General features: G+C 66.8%; 9 protein-coding genes and 1 pseudogene. 6 read left to right on the top strand and 4 right to left on the bottom strand.

Annotation, left to right across the window (positions count from 1 at the left end; genetic code table 11):
* Positions 1 to 356 precede the first annotated feature (356 nt).
* The 3 genes from DBP14_RS34565 to DBP14_RS34575 are packed head-to-tail and all read right to left on the bottom strand — an operon-like array spanning position 357 to position 4,908.
* Positions 357 to 1,403: a 3-oxoacyl-[acyl-carrier-protein] synthase III C-terminal domain-containing protein gene (locus DBP14_RS34565; protein ID WP_129311549.1), complete on the bottom strand. Its 1,047-nt coding sequence runs from the start codon at positions 1,401 to 1,403 to the stop codon at positions 357 to 359.
* Positions 1,400 to 3,157: a thiamine pyrophosphate-binding protein gene (locus DBP14_RS34570; protein WP_129311550.1), complete on the bottom strand. Its 1,758-nt coding sequence runs from the start codon at positions 3,155 to 3,157 to the stop codon at positions 1,400 to 1,402. Before DBP14_RS34570 ends, DBP14_RS34565 begins: the two co-directional genes overlap by 4 nt.
* Positions 3,154 to 4,908, bottom strand: a complete 1,755-nt coding sequence (locus DBP14_RS34575) for a 2-isopropylmalate synthase (RefSeq protein ID WP_206739489.1) — start codon at positions 4,906 to 4,908, stop codon at positions 3,154 to 3,156. The genes DBP14_RS34570 and DBP14_RS34575 overlap by 4 nt, the downstream gene beginning before the upstream one ends.
* Positions 4,909 to 6,550: 1,642 nt before the next feature.
* Here DBP14_RS34575 and lanKC point away from each other — a divergent pair.
* The 4 genes and pseudogenes from lanKC to DBP14_RS37140 all read left to right on the top strand — a co-directional run.
* Positions 6,551 to 9,145: a class III lanthionine synthetase LanKC gene (gene lanKC / locus DBP14_RS34585; RefSeq protein WP_129312246.1), complete on the top strand. Its 2,595-nt coding sequence runs from the start codon at positions 6,551 to 6,553 to the stop codon at positions 9,143 to 9,145.
* A gap of 66 nt (positions 9,146 to 9,211) precedes the next feature.
* Complete coding sequence (locus DBP14_RS34590; RefSeq protein ID WP_129311551.1) at positions 9,212 to 9,331, top strand: class III lanthipeptide; 120 nt, start codon at positions 9,212 to 9,214, stop codon at positions 9,329 to 9,331.
* Between the two features lie 109 nt (positions 9,332 to 9,440).
* Positions 9,441 to 11,156, top strand: a complete 1,716-nt coding sequence (locus DBP14_RS34595; RefSeq protein WP_129311552.1) for an ABC transporter ATP-binding protein — start codon at positions 9,441 to 9,443, stop codon at positions 11,154 to 11,156.
* A gap of 1,105 nt (positions 11,157 to 12,261) precedes the next feature.
* A pseudogene (locus DBP14_RS37140) lies at positions 12,262 to 12,771 on the top strand (ATP-binding cassette domain-containing protein); the annotation flags it as partial.
* Between the two features lie 228 nt (positions 12,772 to 12,999).
* Here DBP14_RS37140 and DBP14_RS34605 read toward each other — a convergent pair.
* On the bottom strand, positions 13,000 to 13,659 hold the full coding sequence (locus tag DBP14_RS34605; RefSeq protein ID WP_129311553.1) for a response regulator transcription factor: 660 nt from the start codon (positions 13,657 to 13,659) through the stop codon (positions 13,000 to 13,002).
* 1,122 nt (positions 13,660 to 14,781) lie between these two features.
* On the opposite strand from DBP14_RS34605, the gene DBP14_RS34610 reads away from it, so the two are divergent.
* Both DBP14_RS34610 and DBP14_RS34615 read left to right on the top strand, forming a co-directional pair.
* Complete coding sequence (locus DBP14_RS34610) at positions 14,782 to 15,240, top strand: spore-associated protein (RefSeq protein ID WP_129311554.1); 459 nt, start codon at positions 14,782 to 14,784, stop codon at positions 15,238 to 15,240.
* Positions 15,241 to 16,585: 1,345 nt separating this feature from the next.
* Positions 16,586 to 17,125, top strand: a complete 540-nt coding sequence (locus DBP14_RS34615) for a hypothetical protein (protein WP_129311555.1) — start codon at positions 16,586 to 16,588, stop codon at positions 17,123 to 17,125.
* The last annotated feature ends 676 nt before the right edge of the window (positions 17,126 to 17,801 follow it).

The following is a 17,801-nucleotide window of genomic DNA, read 5'->3' on the forward strand; positions in this document are numbered from 1 at the left end:
CGTAATGCTGAAGCCGTATGTGGTCGGCCTCACGCAGGGTCCTCGACAGGCCCAGGGCTTCGCGGGCGAGGTGACGGCAGGAGCGCGGACCGGCCCCGCCGCCTGCGCGATGCCTCACAGAGCGGGAAGGCGTGCGGGGCCGGCTCTGTCCTGAGCGTGGCCGGGGTCTGCGTGCGGGCTGTCGAGGAGCCGGCTGCGAGGCAAGCCCGTTGACACGCTTGCCCTGGTAGGCCAGCACATCCAGACACCGCTGCCGTACTGCAAGGTCGAGCCGTGCATGACGAAGACCCGCAGAACGAAAGCAGCCGCAGACGGCCTTGCGCGCCCCTTGGTGGAACTCCGGGGGTGAGGAAGAACTAAGCGTCACGTGAGACGCGGTTTTCCAGCAAAACCGCCGTAAGATGACACCCTGTCCCTACTGCCGCTAGTACCACGTACGGTGTGGTGATCGTGGCGAAATGGCGGGCAAGGTTGACGGGGTAAGTGGCGAGTGTCATGTTGCCTAGTTCCTGCAAGGATTCCAGGTAGGCGCCGGGGGCAATCTTGTTGGCCCAGTGGTCGAGCAGACGGCGGGATCCTTGGTGTGTGATGAGGGAGACCTGACTGCCAGAGACGCCGTTGCGAGCCAGTAGCCGGTTCACCACCTCAGGCAGCCCGTTTTGAAGGAGTGTCTGATAGACCTCGTTGCCGGCGGTTTCCATGCTGTACACCGGCGTGGGTAGTCCGCGTGCACTCAGAGGCAGGTGTGCGTGACCGTCTACGTTCACGGGTCGCACGGTCATGGTCATGCTCAGGTATTGCTCGCTGTATGTCTCGGAGGCGTGATCGACTACCCGCAGAAGTCCCTCCGGGCCCACGACTGCCGCGGCGGCTGCGTCACCCACGGCGAATGCGTGGCCCTTGGTGTAGTCGACGTGCTGGGTCCAGTTGGATCCGCACACGATCAGCACGTGCCGGGCGCCGCCTGCAGCGACTGATTCCGTGGCGAGAACGAGGCTGGCCAGGAAATTGGAGAACTCGCTGTTGATAGGGACGACCAGTGTCCGGCGTGGCAGTCCGAGCATGTGGTGGAGTTCGTAGAGCGGGTTGGGAGTGAGGTGGTCGGGGACGGATGCGTATCCGTAGAGCCGGTCCACGGCTTCCGGCCCGATGCCGGCCTGGGCGAGGGCGAGGCGGGCTGCATCAGCCATATACGCCTCGATGCGTTCTCCGTTCGACAGCCGGCGCCTTTGGTCTGCACCGGTGAAGAAGGCGAGCGTGTCAAACGCGTTCTCATCCACCGGGCCTTGGGCCATGCGCCTGAAGACGGGATCGTCGTTATGACATGTGGCCGATGGCAGGGAATGCCCGCAGCCGAGAATCCCGGGCGAAGCAAGGGTGCGTTTCTCTGGGGCGTCCGTCATTCGTTGCCGTCCTTCGTGCCATTGGAGGAGGACGAGGGACTGAATGCTGTGCGGAGGGTGGTAATTCTCCCGGACAGGGCCCAGGGGACCTCGTCGGGATCGACCCGGACGTCGATGGCGGAAGGCGTGGGAGAGGCCAGGGCATTGAGTAGGGCTTCTTGGAACTCGGCGAGTGAGGTGGCGACTGTGCTTTCGGCGCCCAAGGCTCGTGCGATTGCGGCGACGTCCAGGGGGCTGCGGTACATGGAACCGACGGAGCGTCCGAACAGCCCCTGCTGGATGTTGTGGACCATGGCGTTGCCGGCATTGTTCAGGACGACCCATACCACCGGCAGGCCGAGTTCGGCGGCGGTGTGGATCTCCATGCCGGACATGGCAAAAGCGGCGTCGCCGGTGAGGGCCACCACGGGACGGTTTCTGGCGGCGATCTGTCCTCCAATGGCGGAACCCGCGCTGCTGCCCATCGAAGCGACGTTGAGCGAGACGTGGATGGCTCCTGGAGGGCGGCTTACGAAGTTCTGGCCGAGCCAGCTCAGGCAATTGCCGTTGTCCGCGAAGATGATGGCGTCCTTGGGGAGCAGCTGGTTCATCAGGGTCATGACGGCCGAGGCACGCAAGGGGCTGTGTTCGTGTGGGGGAGCGACTGGTGCCGGCAAGGGGGAGGGGACCGCTGATGCGGGTGGAGCGTGGAGTTCGGCGAGCAAGGCGTCCATCACGGCGGTGGCGTCGCCAGTGACGTGAAGATCGGCCTCGAAACCTGCGCCCGCGCGCAGCGGATCGATGTCGATGCGGAGCAGACGGCGCCCCTGAACCAGGCGTGGATCCCAGCCGTCTGTTGCGAACTCCCCCAGCGCGCTGCCGACGACGAAGACCGTGTCCACGTCGGTGGCGAGCATCGCGTCATGAGCGCGGGCTGTTCCGCCGAAACCGAAGACGCCGGCGGAGAGCGGATGGTCTTCGGGGAAGACGCTCTTGCCCTTGAGCGTGGTGGCCACTTGCCAGGACAGCGCTTCGGCGAATCGGACGAGCGCGGGCCCGGTGCCGGAGAGCTTGGCGCCCTGGCCTGCCAGCACCACCCCGCGACGCGCGGCCTGCACCGCGCCGGTGAGCTGGGAGACGGCCGACGGATCCGGGGCGACGACGGCGGGGCGCCGAATCCCGTTCGGTGTGCTTGCTTCGAGTCGTCCGGTCAGCACGTCTGCGGGGAGACTCACGTGTACGCCTCCTGGACGGCCGGCATACGCCGAACGCATGGCGAGTGCCAGGAGCCGGGGAACCTGAGCCGGACGAACAGCGAGGGCAGACAGTTTTGTAGCGGACCGGAAGGCATCGACGGTGTCCACGCTCCAGTTGCCTCCGCTGCTGTCCTGCAGACCGCCCCGGCCGAAGCACGATGAGTTCACCTGTGCGGTGAGCGCGAGCACAGGCACGCCGTCAGCGGTCGCGCTGGCCACACCCGTCAGGGCATGCAACGCGCCCGGCCCCACCGTCCCGCAAACGACTCCGAGCCGACCTGTGACCTGGGCGTATCCCAAGGCCATGAAGGCAGCTCCCTCTTCGTGCTTGGCCAGCACGGGCTCGATGCCTGGGCAGTCCTCCAGTGCTTCGTACAGAGGCATGAGCGGCCCGCCCGGTACGCCAAAAACATGAGTGACGCCCGCTTGCGCCAGCGCGCGTACCAGAAACGTGGCTACGGACTGCGGCGCGGCCGGTTGCGAGCCAGGGATGGAAGTCTCTTGAACACGGGTCGTCATAGCTCGCTCCGGGTTTGGACGGAAGCCTGCGCGTCGTCGCCATAGTGGTTGTTGACGCTGGTTCGCGTGCGGTTGACTGCGTTGAGGATGGCTGTGGCGGCGGAGGCGGCGGGGTCGTTGTGGATGCCGACGCCGTGGGCGGTGACACCATGGGTGGTGAGGTAGGCGTACGAGGCGGTGCTCGAAGCTCGGCCACCGTCTACCGGGTGCTGGCTGAAATGGTGGAGCTGTGTTCGGTGTCCGCCTCTGGCGAGGGCGTCGAGGAGCGCTTCGACGGCGCTCAGGCCGCTCCCTGTCAGAGGCTCGTCCTGGCTTCCGTCCGGACCTTCGTGTGTGACGAGGGCCGCGTGCACTGAGGTGCTCGCGCCCTCCTGTTGCTCGCTGAGTTCCGACAGCCCCAGCCACGGAGATGGTGTGAGGTAGGCATCGGTGAAGATCTCCCACAGGCGGCGGGACGTGAGTTCGTCTCCGGTGTCGTCGGTCTCTTGTTGGATCTTGCGGGCGAAGTCCACGCGCAAGGCGCGCGGCAGGTCCAGGCCGTAGTGGCGCTTCAAAATGTGCGCCATACCCCCCTTGCCGGACTGGCTGTTGACACGGATCACAGACTCGTAACTCCGGCCGACATCGTTGGGATCGATGGGCAGGTAAGGCACTTGCCACGGCAGTTCGGACACGGCTAGGCCCGTGCGTCGAGCCTGTTCATCCAGGGCACGGAGGCCCTTGGCGATGGCGTCCTGATGAGTGCCGGAGAACGCGGTGTAAACGAGGTCACCGGCATAGGGATGGCGAGCGTGGACGGGCATCTGGTTGCACTTTTCGACCGTACGGCGGATCGAGTCGATGTCGCAGAAGTCCAGTTGGGGGTCGATTCCGCGGGTAAGGAGATTCAGTGCCAAGGTAGCCAGGCATACGTTGCCCGTGCGCTCACCGTTGCCGAACAATGTGCCCTCGACCCGGTCCGCGCCTGCCATCACGGAGAGTTCTGCCGAGGCGACGGCCGTCCCTCGATCGTTGTGCGGATGCACCGAAAGAATCACCGACTCGCGACGCCTCAGGTGCCGGTGCATCCATTCGACTTGGTCGGCGAAGACATTGGGCGAGTCGGTCTCCACAGTCGTGGGCAGGTTCAACGTCACCGGGCGGTCGGGAGACGCGTCCCACACCGATGTCACCGCGTCACATACGTCCAACGCGAATTCCGGCTCAGTGACGTTGAAGGTTTCAGGCGAGTACTCGAAACGCAAGCGCGATCCCGGCATGGCGTCGGCCTGGGATGCGACATGCTCCGCTGCCCGTAGTGTGAACTCTCGCAGCTCGTCACGTGTCATGGAGAACACCACGGTCCGCCATAGGCACGCGGTCGCCAGGCACAGGTGCACCATGGCACGATCCACACCTTTGATTGACTCGAAGGTGCGGTCGATCAGGTCCAGTCGTGCCGGTGTGAACACTGAGATGGTCACGTCGTCCGGAATTCGATCATGGATGACGAGGTCCCGCACGAACGAGAAATCCGCCTCGCTCGCCGCAGGGTATCCGACCTCGATCTCCTTGAATCCCATCCGCACCAGAAGATCGAACATGGCCGCTTTCCGCGCCGGGTCCATGGGGTTGGGCAACGCCTGGTTTCCATCTCTCAGGTCCACCGAAGCCCACAACGGGGCACGGCCCACTACGTGGTTGGGCCACTCGCGGTCGGGCAAGCCGGCCAAGAGCTGCGCTCCCAGCCGGGAGTAACGCGCTGTGGGCATCGGTGACGGCCGCTGTGGATTCCACCGAGGCTGTTCGCCCACACCGCTTGACACAATGTTGAGATCAGACACTCTTGTCGCCTTTCGAACAGGGCAGAGCACAGATCGGAAGTGCTAGCCCCAGCAACGGCAGCAACGGCTGGCATCTGCCGAGAGGGCAGGGAGATGAGTGCATCATTGAAATCTGGACGATAGGTAGAAGGGTGCACAGCAAACTAAGGGCAGATCGTGCGACATTGTGCGTTTGTGAACAGCGGGTTCGGTGTGATGCCCCGCCGCTTCGTGGAATACGCCGCGTGCGACGACGTCCGCGCTCCGCAGCGGGTGGGCACGCGCAGGCGCTGAACGGGACTGACGCAAGTCTTTGATCTACAGGTGTAGTTGCCGGTCACGGAGCGATGCCGAAGAAGTCGAGGGGCGAAGGGCTCATAGGACACACCTCGTGAAGCCGTCACCGGATCTTCTTCGAGACCTGTGCGGGACGGCAAGGTCATCGACGCTGAGCGCCTGAACGACCGTGGCTTCCCTGCGGCCGTGGCCTGGCCGCGGTCGTAGAACTTCGCGGTCACTCACTGCCGGGACAGCGTGGGCAGTGGGCAGCCGCGGCGTGGCGCCGCCTCCGCCTGAGCACTGTCCCGTGAGTTGCAGTCGTTGCGGTTCACTGTGACCGGCCGGCCGATGGCCGCGACCCGGCGGGTGCCGGCGTCGATGATGACCGGGTGGCTGGTGGAGAACCTGCAGTCCTTCGACTGCGCGGCGATCGTGTGGTCACCCGAACGGATTCGGTGTGAGAACCTCGCGCCCGTGGCTACTGAAACCGAGGTAGGAGAGCTGTAGCACCAGTGCGGCTGGCGTACGGTGTTCGCTCTCGCTGAGAGGGCCAACGGGTGGGGCGCCCTGGTGAGCGCCATCGAGCGCGGCTCCGGCGCGACGACGTCTCCGGGTATACCAACGACCACTACTGCCGAAACTGGCTGGATGAGGCCTGGCTCCTGGTGGACGAACCACATCTCCAACGATGAAACCCGCAGACAAAGGCTCTGGACGACCGGTACGAGGCCGCGACCGTCGACGACGACGGGCAACACTCGACCAGTTCCACGGACTGCCTGGCCCCGACCTGTGGTGGTGGCGACACCCTCACATCTACACCACGAGACCTCGTGCGTTCGCTTCGCTGGGCCGGTGCCGTGGGCGCAGACCTGCCACGGCACGACCGTCAGCCTCAGGGGTTACGGGACGCTCTTAGCGGCGTCAGCAGGCGTGCGCCGACTGGGCCGGCGTCTGTTGTGGGCACCGCGAGCCAAGAGCCCGATGCCGCGTGACGACGGTGCCCTGGACGTGCCGCTTGTCTGGATGCGGTGGTGCTCAGGGACCACAAGGCCGATGGGGTCGCCGAAGGGAAGGCGTGCACGCCGTGGCTGGCCCCGAGCGGTCGCCGCGCAGGTCTCGAGTGATCTCCTGCGCCGTCCCTCAGAGCTCGAGGTCATGGCCGACGACACAGCCCGGCAGCAGACCTCGAACGCAGAGGGAACAGAAGTTGACTCGTGGGTATTGCACGGCCGGTTCATGATATATGGACTGTCCTCCTCCCCGGCGGCGTGGAATTCTCGATTCCACGCCTTTCGAAGAGGAGGGGCAAATGGATAAGCGGTATGAGGTCTACTGTCTCGCAAATCGTGTCTTCTACGAAACGCCGGACCGACTGCCCGCTACCCAGAGAGCCAAAGGCGCCGATGCCCGCTTTGAGGCGACGCAACGGCCGGTCCCCGAAGGCTGGCGCACCTACGCCTCCGGGGACTGGTACCACCTCGCGCCGGTCGACGAACACGGCGAGCCACGCCCAGGCCGCCCGCGCCAAGGCTGGAAGATTCACGTATCGGCCTGTCTCAACAATGCCGAGAAGACTGCCGCGAAGGTGTGGGACTACTGCGTACCACGAGGCATTCCGTTCAAGTTCGTGCCCAGCGTCCAGTTGTTGTACCTGCGTAACTCCAAGTACGCCGGTCGTGGTTCCAGCGGTAAATTCGCAACCCTGTACCCGGTGGACGAATCCGAACTCCACCAGGTGCTGCAGGAATTGGGCGAGCTGCTGGACGGCGAACAGGGACCGTACATTCTCAGTGACCTGCGCTGGAACAAGGGGCCGCTGTACGTGCGCTACGGCGGTTTCGCCCCACGCAGCTGCGTCGACGACAAGGGCGACATCGTCCCCGCCATCGAGGATCCGGACGGCCGGCTCGTCCCCGATCGCCGGGGCCCGGCTTTCCAGCCTCCCGGCTGGGTGACGCTTCCGGAGTTCTTCCGCCCGCACCTCGATGCGCGCAACGCCACCACCACCAACGGCCTGCCGTACCGCATCGAACAGGCCCTGCACTTCTCCAACGGCGGGGGAGTCTACGCGGGCATCGATACCCGCACCGGAAAGAGGGTCGTCCTGAAGGAGGCCCGGCCGTACGCGGGACTCGCTGGGGACGGAGCGGACGCCGTGACCCGCCTGGAGCGGGAAAGGGCAGCCCTGGAGCAGCTAGGCGGATTGGGCATCGCCCCCGAGGTGCGGGACTGGTTGACCCTCGGCGAGCACCGTTTCCTCGTCATGGACTTCCTGGAAGGCCGTCCCCTCCACTCCTTCTTCGCTCGGCGCCACCCCCTGCTCTCGCCGGAACCTGAGCCGGATGACGTGGCCGCTTACACCCGCTGGGCGCTCGCTGTGCATCGTTCCACCGAGGCCGCTGTCGCGGCAGTGCACGGCCGCGGTCTGGTCGTGGGCGACCTGCACCCGTTCAACATCATGCTTGCGCCGGACGAACGGACCGTGCAGCTGCTCGATTTCGAGGCCGCCATGCCGATCAACGAGCACCGAGGCCAATTGATGGCCCACCCTGGATTCATCACCCCTGCGGACCGCAAGGGTTGTGCCGTCGACCACTATGCCCTCGCCTGCCTGCGTATCGCGCTCTTTCTGCCGATGACGACACTGATCGCCCTCGACCGAGACAAGGCGGCCCACCTCGCCGACATCACGGCCGGACAGTTCCCGGACCTGCCGCGGTCATTCCTCGACGAGGCCGTAAGGGTCATCGCGGGCGACCGCGAGCCTGGCGCGGCGCCCTATCTCCCCGTCGATCCCGCGGTCCGGCCCGAAGGCCCCGCATCCATCGTGCGGGCGATCCGCCGCTCCGCGACGCCCGACCGGGACGACCGGCTCTTTCCTGGCGACATCGCCCAATTCGCGGACGGTGGCGGCCTCGGGATGGCGTACGGCGCGGCCGGAGTCCTCTACGCCCTGGATGAGACGGGCAACGGGCGCTGGGAGCGGGGCGAGGAATGGCTCCTGGAGCACACCGACCCCCCGACCGAGGGTACCCCGCTCGGCTTCTACGACGGACTGGCCGGAGTGGCATACCTGCTCGACCGGCTCGGACACACCGGCCGCTGCCTCGAGCTCATCAGTCATGTCCTCGACGAGAAGTGGCACCTGCTCGGCCCGGACCTGCGCGGCGGACTCGCGGGCCTCGGACTCGCCCTTGACCATCTCGCCCGTACTACGGGGGAGCAGGGACTGCGCGACCACGCGCTGACGGCAGCACACATCCTCGCGGAGATGGACCTTACGGCAGGCAAGCGCGCGGGGCTGCTGCGGGGTGCGACCGGACCCGCGCTGTTGTTCCTTCGTCTCTACGAGTCCGTCAAAGACCCTGCGCTCCTGGACCACGCGGCGTCCGCGCTCCGCGCCGATCTCGCCCGCTGCGTACCGGACCGTACCGGCGCCCTCGGCGTGGACGAGGGCTTCCGCACCATGCCGTACCTCGCGACGGGGAGCGTCGGCATCGGGATGGTCCTCGATGACTACCTCGTGCACCGCCCGGACGAGGAATTCCTCCGCGCAAGGAGGGACATCCTGCCGGCGGCCCGGTCTCGGTACTACGCGGAGCCCGGCCTCTTCGAGGGGCGCGCCGGGATGATCCTTTACCTTGCCCGTACGGGAGCCTCACGCGCCGATGTGAACGCGCAGACCGCCACGCTCGGCTGGTACGCCGTGCCGTACGAGGGCGAACTCGCCTTTCCCGGCGACCAGATGATGCGGTTGTCCATGGACCTCGCTACCGGTGCCGCAGGCTGTCTGCTCGCCCTCGGAGCGACATGTGCCCAGCGCCCGGCCTCGCTCCCCTTCCTGCCGCCGCTGCCTGCCCGAGACACCCCGGTGGCCCACGAACCGGCCCGTCCAGGGTCGTGACGCAACATCCGATCCTCCCGATGAAAGGAGCATCCCAATCCTCCCGATGAAAGGAACGTGTCCGAAATGGCACTTCTCGATCTGCAAACGCTTGAAATCCCCGAAGAAGAGGGCCTGGACCACTACCCCAGCGCTTACAGCAGGCGCTGCGGCGTCAGCACGCTGAGCCTCCTGCTCTGCAGCTGACCTGTCGCCGGCGCAGGGGCACCATCCCCACCAGCCTCGGACGGCGTCCCCTCGCCGTCCGAGGCCGCGCGCGACACCGGTCCGACGACGCAGCGAACCAGGAGGTCCGATGCCTCAAACGCCCACCGCAGAAGCGCGGTTCCTGCGCGATACCGTGCGGGATAACGCGGCGCCTTGCACGACCGTGCTGGTGGTCACTGTCCTGCTGGCCGCCACAGAGCTCGCGCTGCCTGCCTTGTGCGGGCATACGCTCGATCTGCTGCTGACCGGGCGGCATGCAGAGGCCGGGGCGTGGCTGGCGCTGTGTGCCGGCCTCACGGGGGCCGCGGCCGTTCTGGGGGCCGTCGACGGACTGGTGACCTCCGTGGGCAGCGCACAGGCCACGGCCTGGATACGGAAAAGGACCCTGGGCCATCTGCTCCGCTGTGGACGGCTCGCGGGTGAGCGGTTCGCGCACGGCGACCTTGTGGCACGACTCATCGGAAACGCCGCCCAGGCCGGGACGGTCCCGGTGGCGGTCGCCGCGTTGCTCGCCGCCGCCGTCACACCGCTCGGAGGGCTTGCTTTCCTGTTGCTCACGGACGTGTGGACAGCCCTCGTCGTGCTCGCCGGCCTGCCGGTGCTGCTCCTTCTTCTCACATTCTTCGCCCGTGCCTTCGGTGACTGCGGCGCGCGCTATCTGCACGCCCAGGGCGAGGTCGCGGGGCGTCTGACCGAGGCCCTGAGCGGGGCCCGTACCATCGCCGCCGCCGGTACCTACCAGCGGGACGCGGCACGCGTCCTTGCGCCCATGGCCGAGTTGTCCCGGCAAGGGCACCGGCTGTGGCGGACCTTGGGGCGCTCCAACGCCCAGAGTGCCGCGCTCGTCCAGTCGCTGCAGATCGCGGTGCTGGTCGTTGCCGGGCTCCGGGTCGCGGCGGGCGAGCTGAGCGTGGGAGGTCTGCTGGCCGCGTGGCGGTACGCCGTCCTGGCCACCGGCACCGGGGCACTCATCAGCCAGGTGAGCGCCTTGGCGCGCGCCCGCAACGCGGCGACGCGACTCGATGAGGTCCTCGCCCAGCCCGTCACAGCGTACGGACCGATCGCCTCACTTCCGCCGGGCAAGGGCACGGTGGAGTTCATTGGCGTCACTTTCCGCCGCGCGAACCGGGACGTGCTGAGAGATATCGATCTGCGACTTCCGGGCGGTACGGCAGTAGCCGTCGTCGGACGCTCCGGCAGCGGCAAGTCGGCCCTGGCCGCGCTCGCAGGACGGCTCGCCGACCCCGACGCCGGCGCAGTCCTCCTCGACGGTGTCCCGCTCGCCTCGCTCACCCGCGAGACGCTGCGGCACGAGACCGGGTACGCGTTCGAACGGCCGGCGCTGCTCGGGCGCACGATCCGCGACACGATTGCTATCGGTGCCTACGACCCCGGCGAGACGACGGTGGTCGAGGCGGCGCGTGCCGCCTGCGCCGACGACTTTGTGCGCCGGCTGCCCGACGGCTACGGCACGGCGTGCACGCGTGCGCCGCTGTCCGGAGGGGAGGCCCAGCGCCTCGGCCTGGCACGGGCCTTTGCCCACGCCGGGCGGCTCCTCGTGCTCGACGACGCCACGTCCAGCCTCGACGCCGTCACCGAATTGAAGGTGTCCCGTGCACTGCTGCACGGTGACGGCGCCCGCACCTGCCTGATCATCGCCCATCGTGTCTCCACGGCGGCACGCGCGGGTCTGGTGGTGTGGCTCGAGGACGGACAAGTCCGCGCGGTAGGTCCGCACGCCCGCCTGGCCCGTCTCGCGCCCTACCGGGCTGTCTTCGCGGGGGAGGCCGTGGATGCTTCCTGAGACAATCCGGCCCCTCCTGCCGCATATGCGCCGTGCACCGAGAGCCGTCGTGCGGCTGCTCGCCTGGTCGGTATTGGAGATGGCGCAGACCTTCCTCCTCGGGTTCGGGCTCGCCCGGGCGCTCGACGACGGGTTCCTGCGGGGCGAGCCCGGCACCGGTATGCGGTGGCTCGCGGCGACTGGGCTCGCGGTGATGCTCGGGGCGTTCGGGGTGGCCCGGGTGCACGTGGCACTGGGCGGTATCGCCGAGCCGATGCGTGACGACCTCGTACGCCGCGTTGTGTACCGCGCCCTGCGGTGCGCGGACGGGGCATCGGTGTCGCGGCTGACGTATCAGACGGAGATCGCCCGCGATGCCTTCGCGAACCTGCTGCTGGTATCACGCACGTTCGTGCTCTCGGCAGGTGCGGCACTGGCCGGGCTGCTCGCGCTGGCGCCCGTCCTGCTGTTGATCGTCATTCCACCGCTGGCTGCCGGGCTCGCCCTGTTCGCGGCCACGCTGCGCCCACTTGCCCGCCGTCAGGAGGCGTTCCTGGTTGCCGACGAGGCCATCGCAGTCGACCTGGGCATGGTGGTGGCAGGGCTGCGGGACATCGAGGCGTCCGGCGCCCAGCCGCGAGTGGAGGCGGACACCGCCGCCCGTATCGATGAAGAGCTCCGGGCGGCCCGCGCCCTTGCCCACTGGAGCATGCTGCGAGACCTGGCCGTCGGTGTGGCCGGCCATGTGCCTGTCGTCCTCCTGCTCGTGGCCGCCCCCTGGTTGCTGGGTCACGGCGTCACCCCCGGTGCCCTTGTGGCGGCCCTTGCCTATCTCACCCAGGCCCTCCTCCCCGCCCTCGAAAGTCTCATCCTGTCTCTCGGTACAACGGCGGCGCGCCTTGCAGTCGTCCTGCGCCACCTGACCCCCGAGGAGGCGAGCGGGACGGCCCCGTGGTCTGCATCCGCACAGGCGCGGCCTGGGGCCACCGACTCGCTGAGCCGGCCAGCGAAGGACACACACATCACCGAGCGCCCCGGAGTAGACGGTTGGGCGCCTGCCGGGGGGCCCGATCCTCAGGACTCCGCGCCTCAGGACTCCGCATCCTCCGTTCCGTGGAAGGGATGTATGACCAGTGGCCGCGTGGTCCGCCCCGCAGTCTCGTTGCGCGGTCTCACGTTCGCCTACGGGCCACAGGCCGAGCCCGTGCTGCGGGGCCTGGACCTCGACCTGCCCTGTGGAGGGCATCTCGCCGTGGCCGGGCCCAGCGGGATCGGGAAGTCCACCCTTGCCGCGCTTATCGCCGGCATGCTGGTGCCGGACCAGGGCGAAGTGCGGCTGTGGGACGAGAGCGTACGGGGGCGGCGGGCAGAGGAACTGGCGCCCCTCCGGGTGCTCGTGCCGCAGGAGGCGTACGTGTTCACGGGCACCGTACGGGAGAACGTCACGTATCTGTGTCCCGAGCCGCCTCCCGACACTGCTGTGCTGCTGTCGTGCGCGGCCGTTGGAGCGGAGGGGCTCGTCGGTCGCCTTGGCGGGCCGGACGGCCAGGTCGAACCCCACAACCTGTCCGCAGGGGAGCGGCAGCTGCTGGCGCTCGCACGAGCCCATCTCGCGCCTGCGTCACTCATACTGCTCGACGAGGCGACCTGCCATGTCGATCCCGCGGCCGAGGCCCGCGCGGAGCGGGCCTTCACGGCTAGGCCGGGCACTTCACTGATCGTCATCGCGCACCGCATCAGCTCCGCTCGCCGTGCCGACCGTATCCTGATCATGGACGGCACTCATACCGACTGCGGTACCCACAAGGAACTGCTGAGGAGGTCCCCGCTGTACCGCGACCTCACGGGAAGCTGGGCCGATTTCTCACACCCAGCCCTCCCCGACCGAGATGCGGATGGCATCGATCAGATTTCGGGCACCGGTCTTGCGGATGATGGCCGTCGTGTAGTTGCGCACGGTCCCTGTGGACAGATGGAGGCTGTGGGCGATCTCCGGGATCGACGCTCCTTCGGCGGCCAGTGACAGCACGGTCAGCTCTCGTTGCGTCAGCGGCACCTGCGCGGCCTTGAGGAAGGCGAAGCCGAGCGAGCTGTCGATGAACTGCTCCCCGTCGGCGACCTTCCGGACAGCTGTCAGCAACTGCTCCGCTGAGCCCTGCTTGTTGAAGTAACCGCAAGCGTGCGCCTCGGCGGCGCGGCGCAGGGGGCCTGGCTTGCCCACGGTCGTGAGCACCAGCAGTCGGCAGGCACCGGGCGCGGACAGGGACCGGCAACCCTTCCCTGCCGAGGTCCCTTCGGATCCGTTGCCGGCGGGCTGGGCTGGAAGCTCGCCGAGTGGGAGCAAATCGTACGGATCAGTGCTGTTGAGATCCGCGACGCAGACGTCCGGGCATAAGGATCGCGCACGCGCCGGCGCGGAGCACCACGGTGTGTGGAAAACCTCCAGATCCCTTTCGCGCGCCAGCCGTTCCGCGAGTAAGGACCGCAGCAGATGCTCGTCGTGCACCAGAAGCACCCGGATCACGTCTTCACCCTTCCTGTTGGTTCCGCGTACTAGTCCCTTCGCCAGTGCTACGCTCTCAACCCGATGGGTGCATACCCACTACAAACGGACATAAGACTCACGGTTGGATGAGGTGTAGATGTGATCAGCCGTTGAGAATCTTCAGGGAGGCGATGTCGGCTCGACCCGGATGCGTTGCGGGGAATGCGTCGTGCGCTGCCGCTCGTACATTCGTCGTGCCAGTCCGGTGCGTTCTTCTCGAACCTGCCGATCCGTGGCGTCACCACCCCGCCGCCGATCTGCCCGCGTAGCCCCCTCGTAGCCGGCAGCAGGCGCGAATCTCCACGGGCGAGCCGTCAGCCAGCAGCCTGACGGGCAGGGGTGACGTCCGCACAGTTCGGCCTGGGCCGACTGCAGAATCACACACCCGTCGGTCCCCGTCCGGGCGCACCACGGCTTTGACGGCGTTCCGCTTGTCCTGGCGGGAGACTAATCCGCCCCGGGTCCTTGGTATCCGACGGCCGGCCGCCGGACCGGTACGTCGTGAGCCCGGTAGGCGCGCCTGGCCTGGGTGGTCCGCCTCTTGTACCAGACGGCGACTCGGTGGTGGTCGGAGCAGTCGCTGGTCGTGGGCGCTGACAAGGCAGTTACCTGGCCGTCAGAAACCCCAGGGGCCACAGGCGGGCATCTCGCCCGGCGTCTTGGCTGCCGCCCATGAGCGTCCGTGTCTGTCCGCTTAGCCGGGAGGTGGGCGGGAAGAGAGGGCTGTTGATGGGCACTTTGCCCCTGGTCAGAAGATGAAGTTATGGGCAGCGGCGAGTTGGATCTCCCATCGTTCGTTCAACTCCCTGAAGAGATCAGCCTTTCACCAGCATTCCTTATACCGGAAGGTAGGCGTTGGCGGGTACCACGGGTTGCAGAGTTTTCGGCCACGCCGGGAGGCCCGTGGTAACCTGATGGATGGCAGGAAGCTGGAAACACCCGGGTAACGGATGATTCCACCAGTCATTCCGCCGGGTTCTCGTAGGAGAGGGTCTAGCGTGACGCTTACACCTCTGATATTTCCTGCGAGCAGGAGTGCGGCCGCGCATGTCTCGCGGCGCCCCCACACAGGTACAACCCCTCCGGACAAGGAGGAAAACAATGAGAGTCAACCGATCTGCTCTGACTGTCGTCGCGTTAGCGGCTCTGTCGGTAGGGACCACAGCCGTCTTGGCGACACCCGCCTCCGCCGCAGCCAAAATCACACCGCAGATGGTCTGCGGGAAAAGCTACAGCACGGTGAACTCGGCGCCCGTAGGCTCGCACGGCTCGCTGGGCACCGTCTATCTGACATACAACTCCGCGAACGGCAAGAACTGCGTCGCAACCATCCGCACGCGGCCGGGCACCGCCGTGAGTATGTCCGCCTGGATCTACGTCGGCGACACTGATAAGAGCGCTCAGGATTACGGGCAGTACACCTCATATGCTGGGCCGGTCTACGTCCACGGCAAGGCCCACTGCGTCGACTGGGGTGGCAACATCGCAAACGTGTACGTCCAGGTGTCCGGCTCGAACTGCGCCGGTGTGACGGAACATCGAATGAGCTCTACTCGCTGATCCCGCCTGGCGCTAGGGCTGTTGCGGCTCTGCCCGGCCAAGCGGCAGCTGCTGAACCGCAGATCGTGGGCGGGGCCGCGGTCAGGTCGCGGGCGATCGGGGGGCGCGCGGGAAACCACAGCGGCCCGTCCACACATGCGATGACCTTGGGTTCATGCCGCGTCGCTTGTGGTTCATTGAGTAGTACGGCTCGTCCGCGACGATGCGGTCGGTGAGTATCGAGGCGTCGTCCACGAACAGGTAGTCGCCCTCGGCGAGGCCCACCCGGCCTCGTCGGAGCCGGGGCTCAGGCGGCCGGCAACCTCATTGGCCCGCCAAGCGGCACCAGTCTGTCGTCTCCGACACCCCGAACGGCAACTCGTCCGGGACGCCGGGCTGACTGGCGTTGAAGTGCTCATTGACCGCATCCGCGCCACCTCCTCCGACAGCGCGACTGCGACGCGATGGGGCGACGGTACGACAGCGTTCCGTAAGGGCCGGGCGGGGCAACCCGCCCGGCCTGCTGCTGAGTGCGAACTCCCCTTGACCACGGCGGCGGCCGGGTCGGTGTCACTCGCCGAACATGGGCACCTTCGCCGCGTGGACGTCCGTGCCCGAGGCGGGTGGACGCGCAGGTGCCGCCACCGTTCCGGCGCTGTCCCGGGCACCATCGACAGCGACCTCCATCACGACGTCGGACTGTCACAGACGCAGATCGAGCGTCTGCTGTGTTCCCCACCCCTTACTGATTGCCCGCCAGTACAAGCGACTCCCCAACGCTGCTCTGAACGACAAAAGGTTGACGGTCTCGCTAGCCGCAGAATCCATCCAGACCACGGAAATCGATAACGTCCGCTTGTGACGCCAACCTGTCCTCGATCAACACGGACCGGTCGGGTTGTCCTATGCAAATTTTCGCGCCCACTGCCGGATCGCCGCGAAGGACCGGGTCCGCACATGACCGCGGAGAAGGCCCCAACAGCACGCTCAGGAACGGCTGACGGCTTCCACGCCGGTCACGTGGATCGGGCAAGGTCGCCAGCCGGGACGGCGGGTCGCCGATCACGCAGTGCTGACGCGAGGGCGACTGGCCAGACACACAGTGGCAGTCTCACGGCACATCGAAACCCTGGGCGATAAAGGCGACTTGGCAGGTCACCGGCATCAACCGGAGCTTCGTTGTACGCGCGAGCCTGCCGCCCGACGTCACGATGCAGTGACCAGCCGGACCCTTGATCGACAAGACTCCAAGCCGCACTGTCACCCCACTGCCCAGCCGCGCTCTGAAAATGCACTCAAAGCGACCGTCTGATTACATATGGGCACCCGAGGCCTATCAGGCCTTCGATGAGAGTAGGTGTGGTGGATGCGTAGAGTGACGATGTGCATTGCGGCGGCGGTCTTGGCGTTAGCCGGTCCTGCCGCTGGGAGTGCGCAGGCCGTGATTCCTCAAGGCCCTGCCGTCAAGGCCACATATGTTCCGCTCGACAACCATGTGATCCCGCGCCCGACAAAGGCCGGCGCTGGGTGGGGGGCCGATGCCGACAGGTGGAACTACAGGTCCTACGACGGCATGACTACGTGGGTCTCGCCCAACAACCGGGCGAGACTGGTGATGCAGCACGACGGCAACTTCGTCGTCTACGTTGACGGCGTCGCTAAATGGGCGACGTACACTTCCGTGAACCCCAATGATCGCAATGATTGGCAGATTGCCGTCTGGCAGGAAGACGGCAATCTCGTGGTCTACAAAGTGAACCTTGCGACGGACGCCCGCCGTGCGGTGTGGCAGTCCGGCACATCGGGGAGGGGCATGTTGCTTGCCATCCAGGACGATTGCAATGTCGTCATCTACAGCGGCAGCGGGCAGCCTCTCTGGCAAACCGGCACCAATGTGTGCTCCTGACGTGTCCAGTGGAGCCCAGGCGCCCGGTCTGCAGCTGTAGCGTCCAGGGCGCCGGTCGGTATGGCTCGCAGTTCCTTGCCGCCCACGGGTTGGCTCATGACTAGAGTCCCGCCGCCGGCCGGCATCCTCACGGTATGGCTCGACAGCGGCATGAGTGGGCGACGGCTTTGTCAATTGTCAGGGGGTAGGTGAGTCGAGGCAGACCAGTGGTGCTGGCTGGGCTGTGCTTGGCTCGGGCGGTCTCTGTCGTATAGGCGGTGCCGGTGGTCGTGCGCCAGAGGGCGTGGTGTTCGGTCATCTCGACGCGGTGGTCGCTGCCATGACCGCGGCGCAGCGAAGCATCTGGACCGGCACCGAATTGCGCCCCCTCCTTGTTGAGCTGTGCCGGTGATGAACCTTCCACAGCATCGGTGTCTGCCCTGCCTACCAAGCAGCCCTCTCAGGTGCAACCGTCTGCCTTGGCCGCGCTGTGCACCGCCCTCGACTGCATCCCGGCGATCTGCTGACCCGGCACGAACACATCGCGCCCTCAACCCCTCCGCCCACGATCCGGCGGCCCGATAGGCAAACCGCCCGCCGCCGAAGACTGGGGCATCGGCTACGGCGGAAAAAGGGCCGGACCCACATACGGTCACCATTGGAGCGGGCGACTCACCTCAGAATGGGATGCCGCAAA

Source organism: Streptomyces sp. L2 (assembly GCF_004124325.1).
In the GTDB taxonomy this organism is placed as follows: Bacteria; Actinomycetota; Actinomycetes; order Streptomycetales; family Streptomycetaceae; genus Streptomyces.

Coding starts and splice junctions, on each gene's coding strand:
- DBP14_RS34610 (WP_129311554.1), top strand. CDS start 14,782: ATGAGAGTCAACCGATCTGCTCTGACTGTCGTCGCGTTAGCGGCTCTG.
- DBP14_RS34565 (WP_129311549.1), bottom strand. CDS start 1,403: ATGACGGACGCCCCAGAGAAACGCACCCTTGCTTCGCCCGGGATTCTC.
- DBP14_RS34575 (WP_206739489.1), bottom strand. CDS start 4,908: ATGCCCACAGCGCGTTACTCCCGGCTGGGAGCGCAGCTCTTGGCCGGC.
- lanKC (WP_129312246.1), top strand. CDS start 6,551: ATGGATAAGCGGTATGAGGTCTACTGTCTCGCAAATCGTGTCTTCTAC.
- DBP14_RS34595 (WP_129311552.1), top strand. CDS start 9,441: ATGCCTCAAACGCCCACCGCAGAAGCGCGGTTCCTGCGCGATACCGTG.
- DBP14_RS34615 (WP_129311555.1), top strand. CDS start 16,586: ATGCGTAGAGTGACGATGTGCATTGCGGCGGCGGTCTTGGCGTTAGCC.
- DBP14_RS34570 (WP_129311550.1), bottom strand. CDS start 3,157: ATGACGACCCGTGTTCAAGAGACTTCCATCCCTGGCTCGCAACCGGCC.
- DBP14_RS34590 (WP_129311551.1), top strand. CDS start 9,212: ATGGCACTTCTCGATCTGCAAACGCTTGAAATCCCCGAAGAAGAGGGC.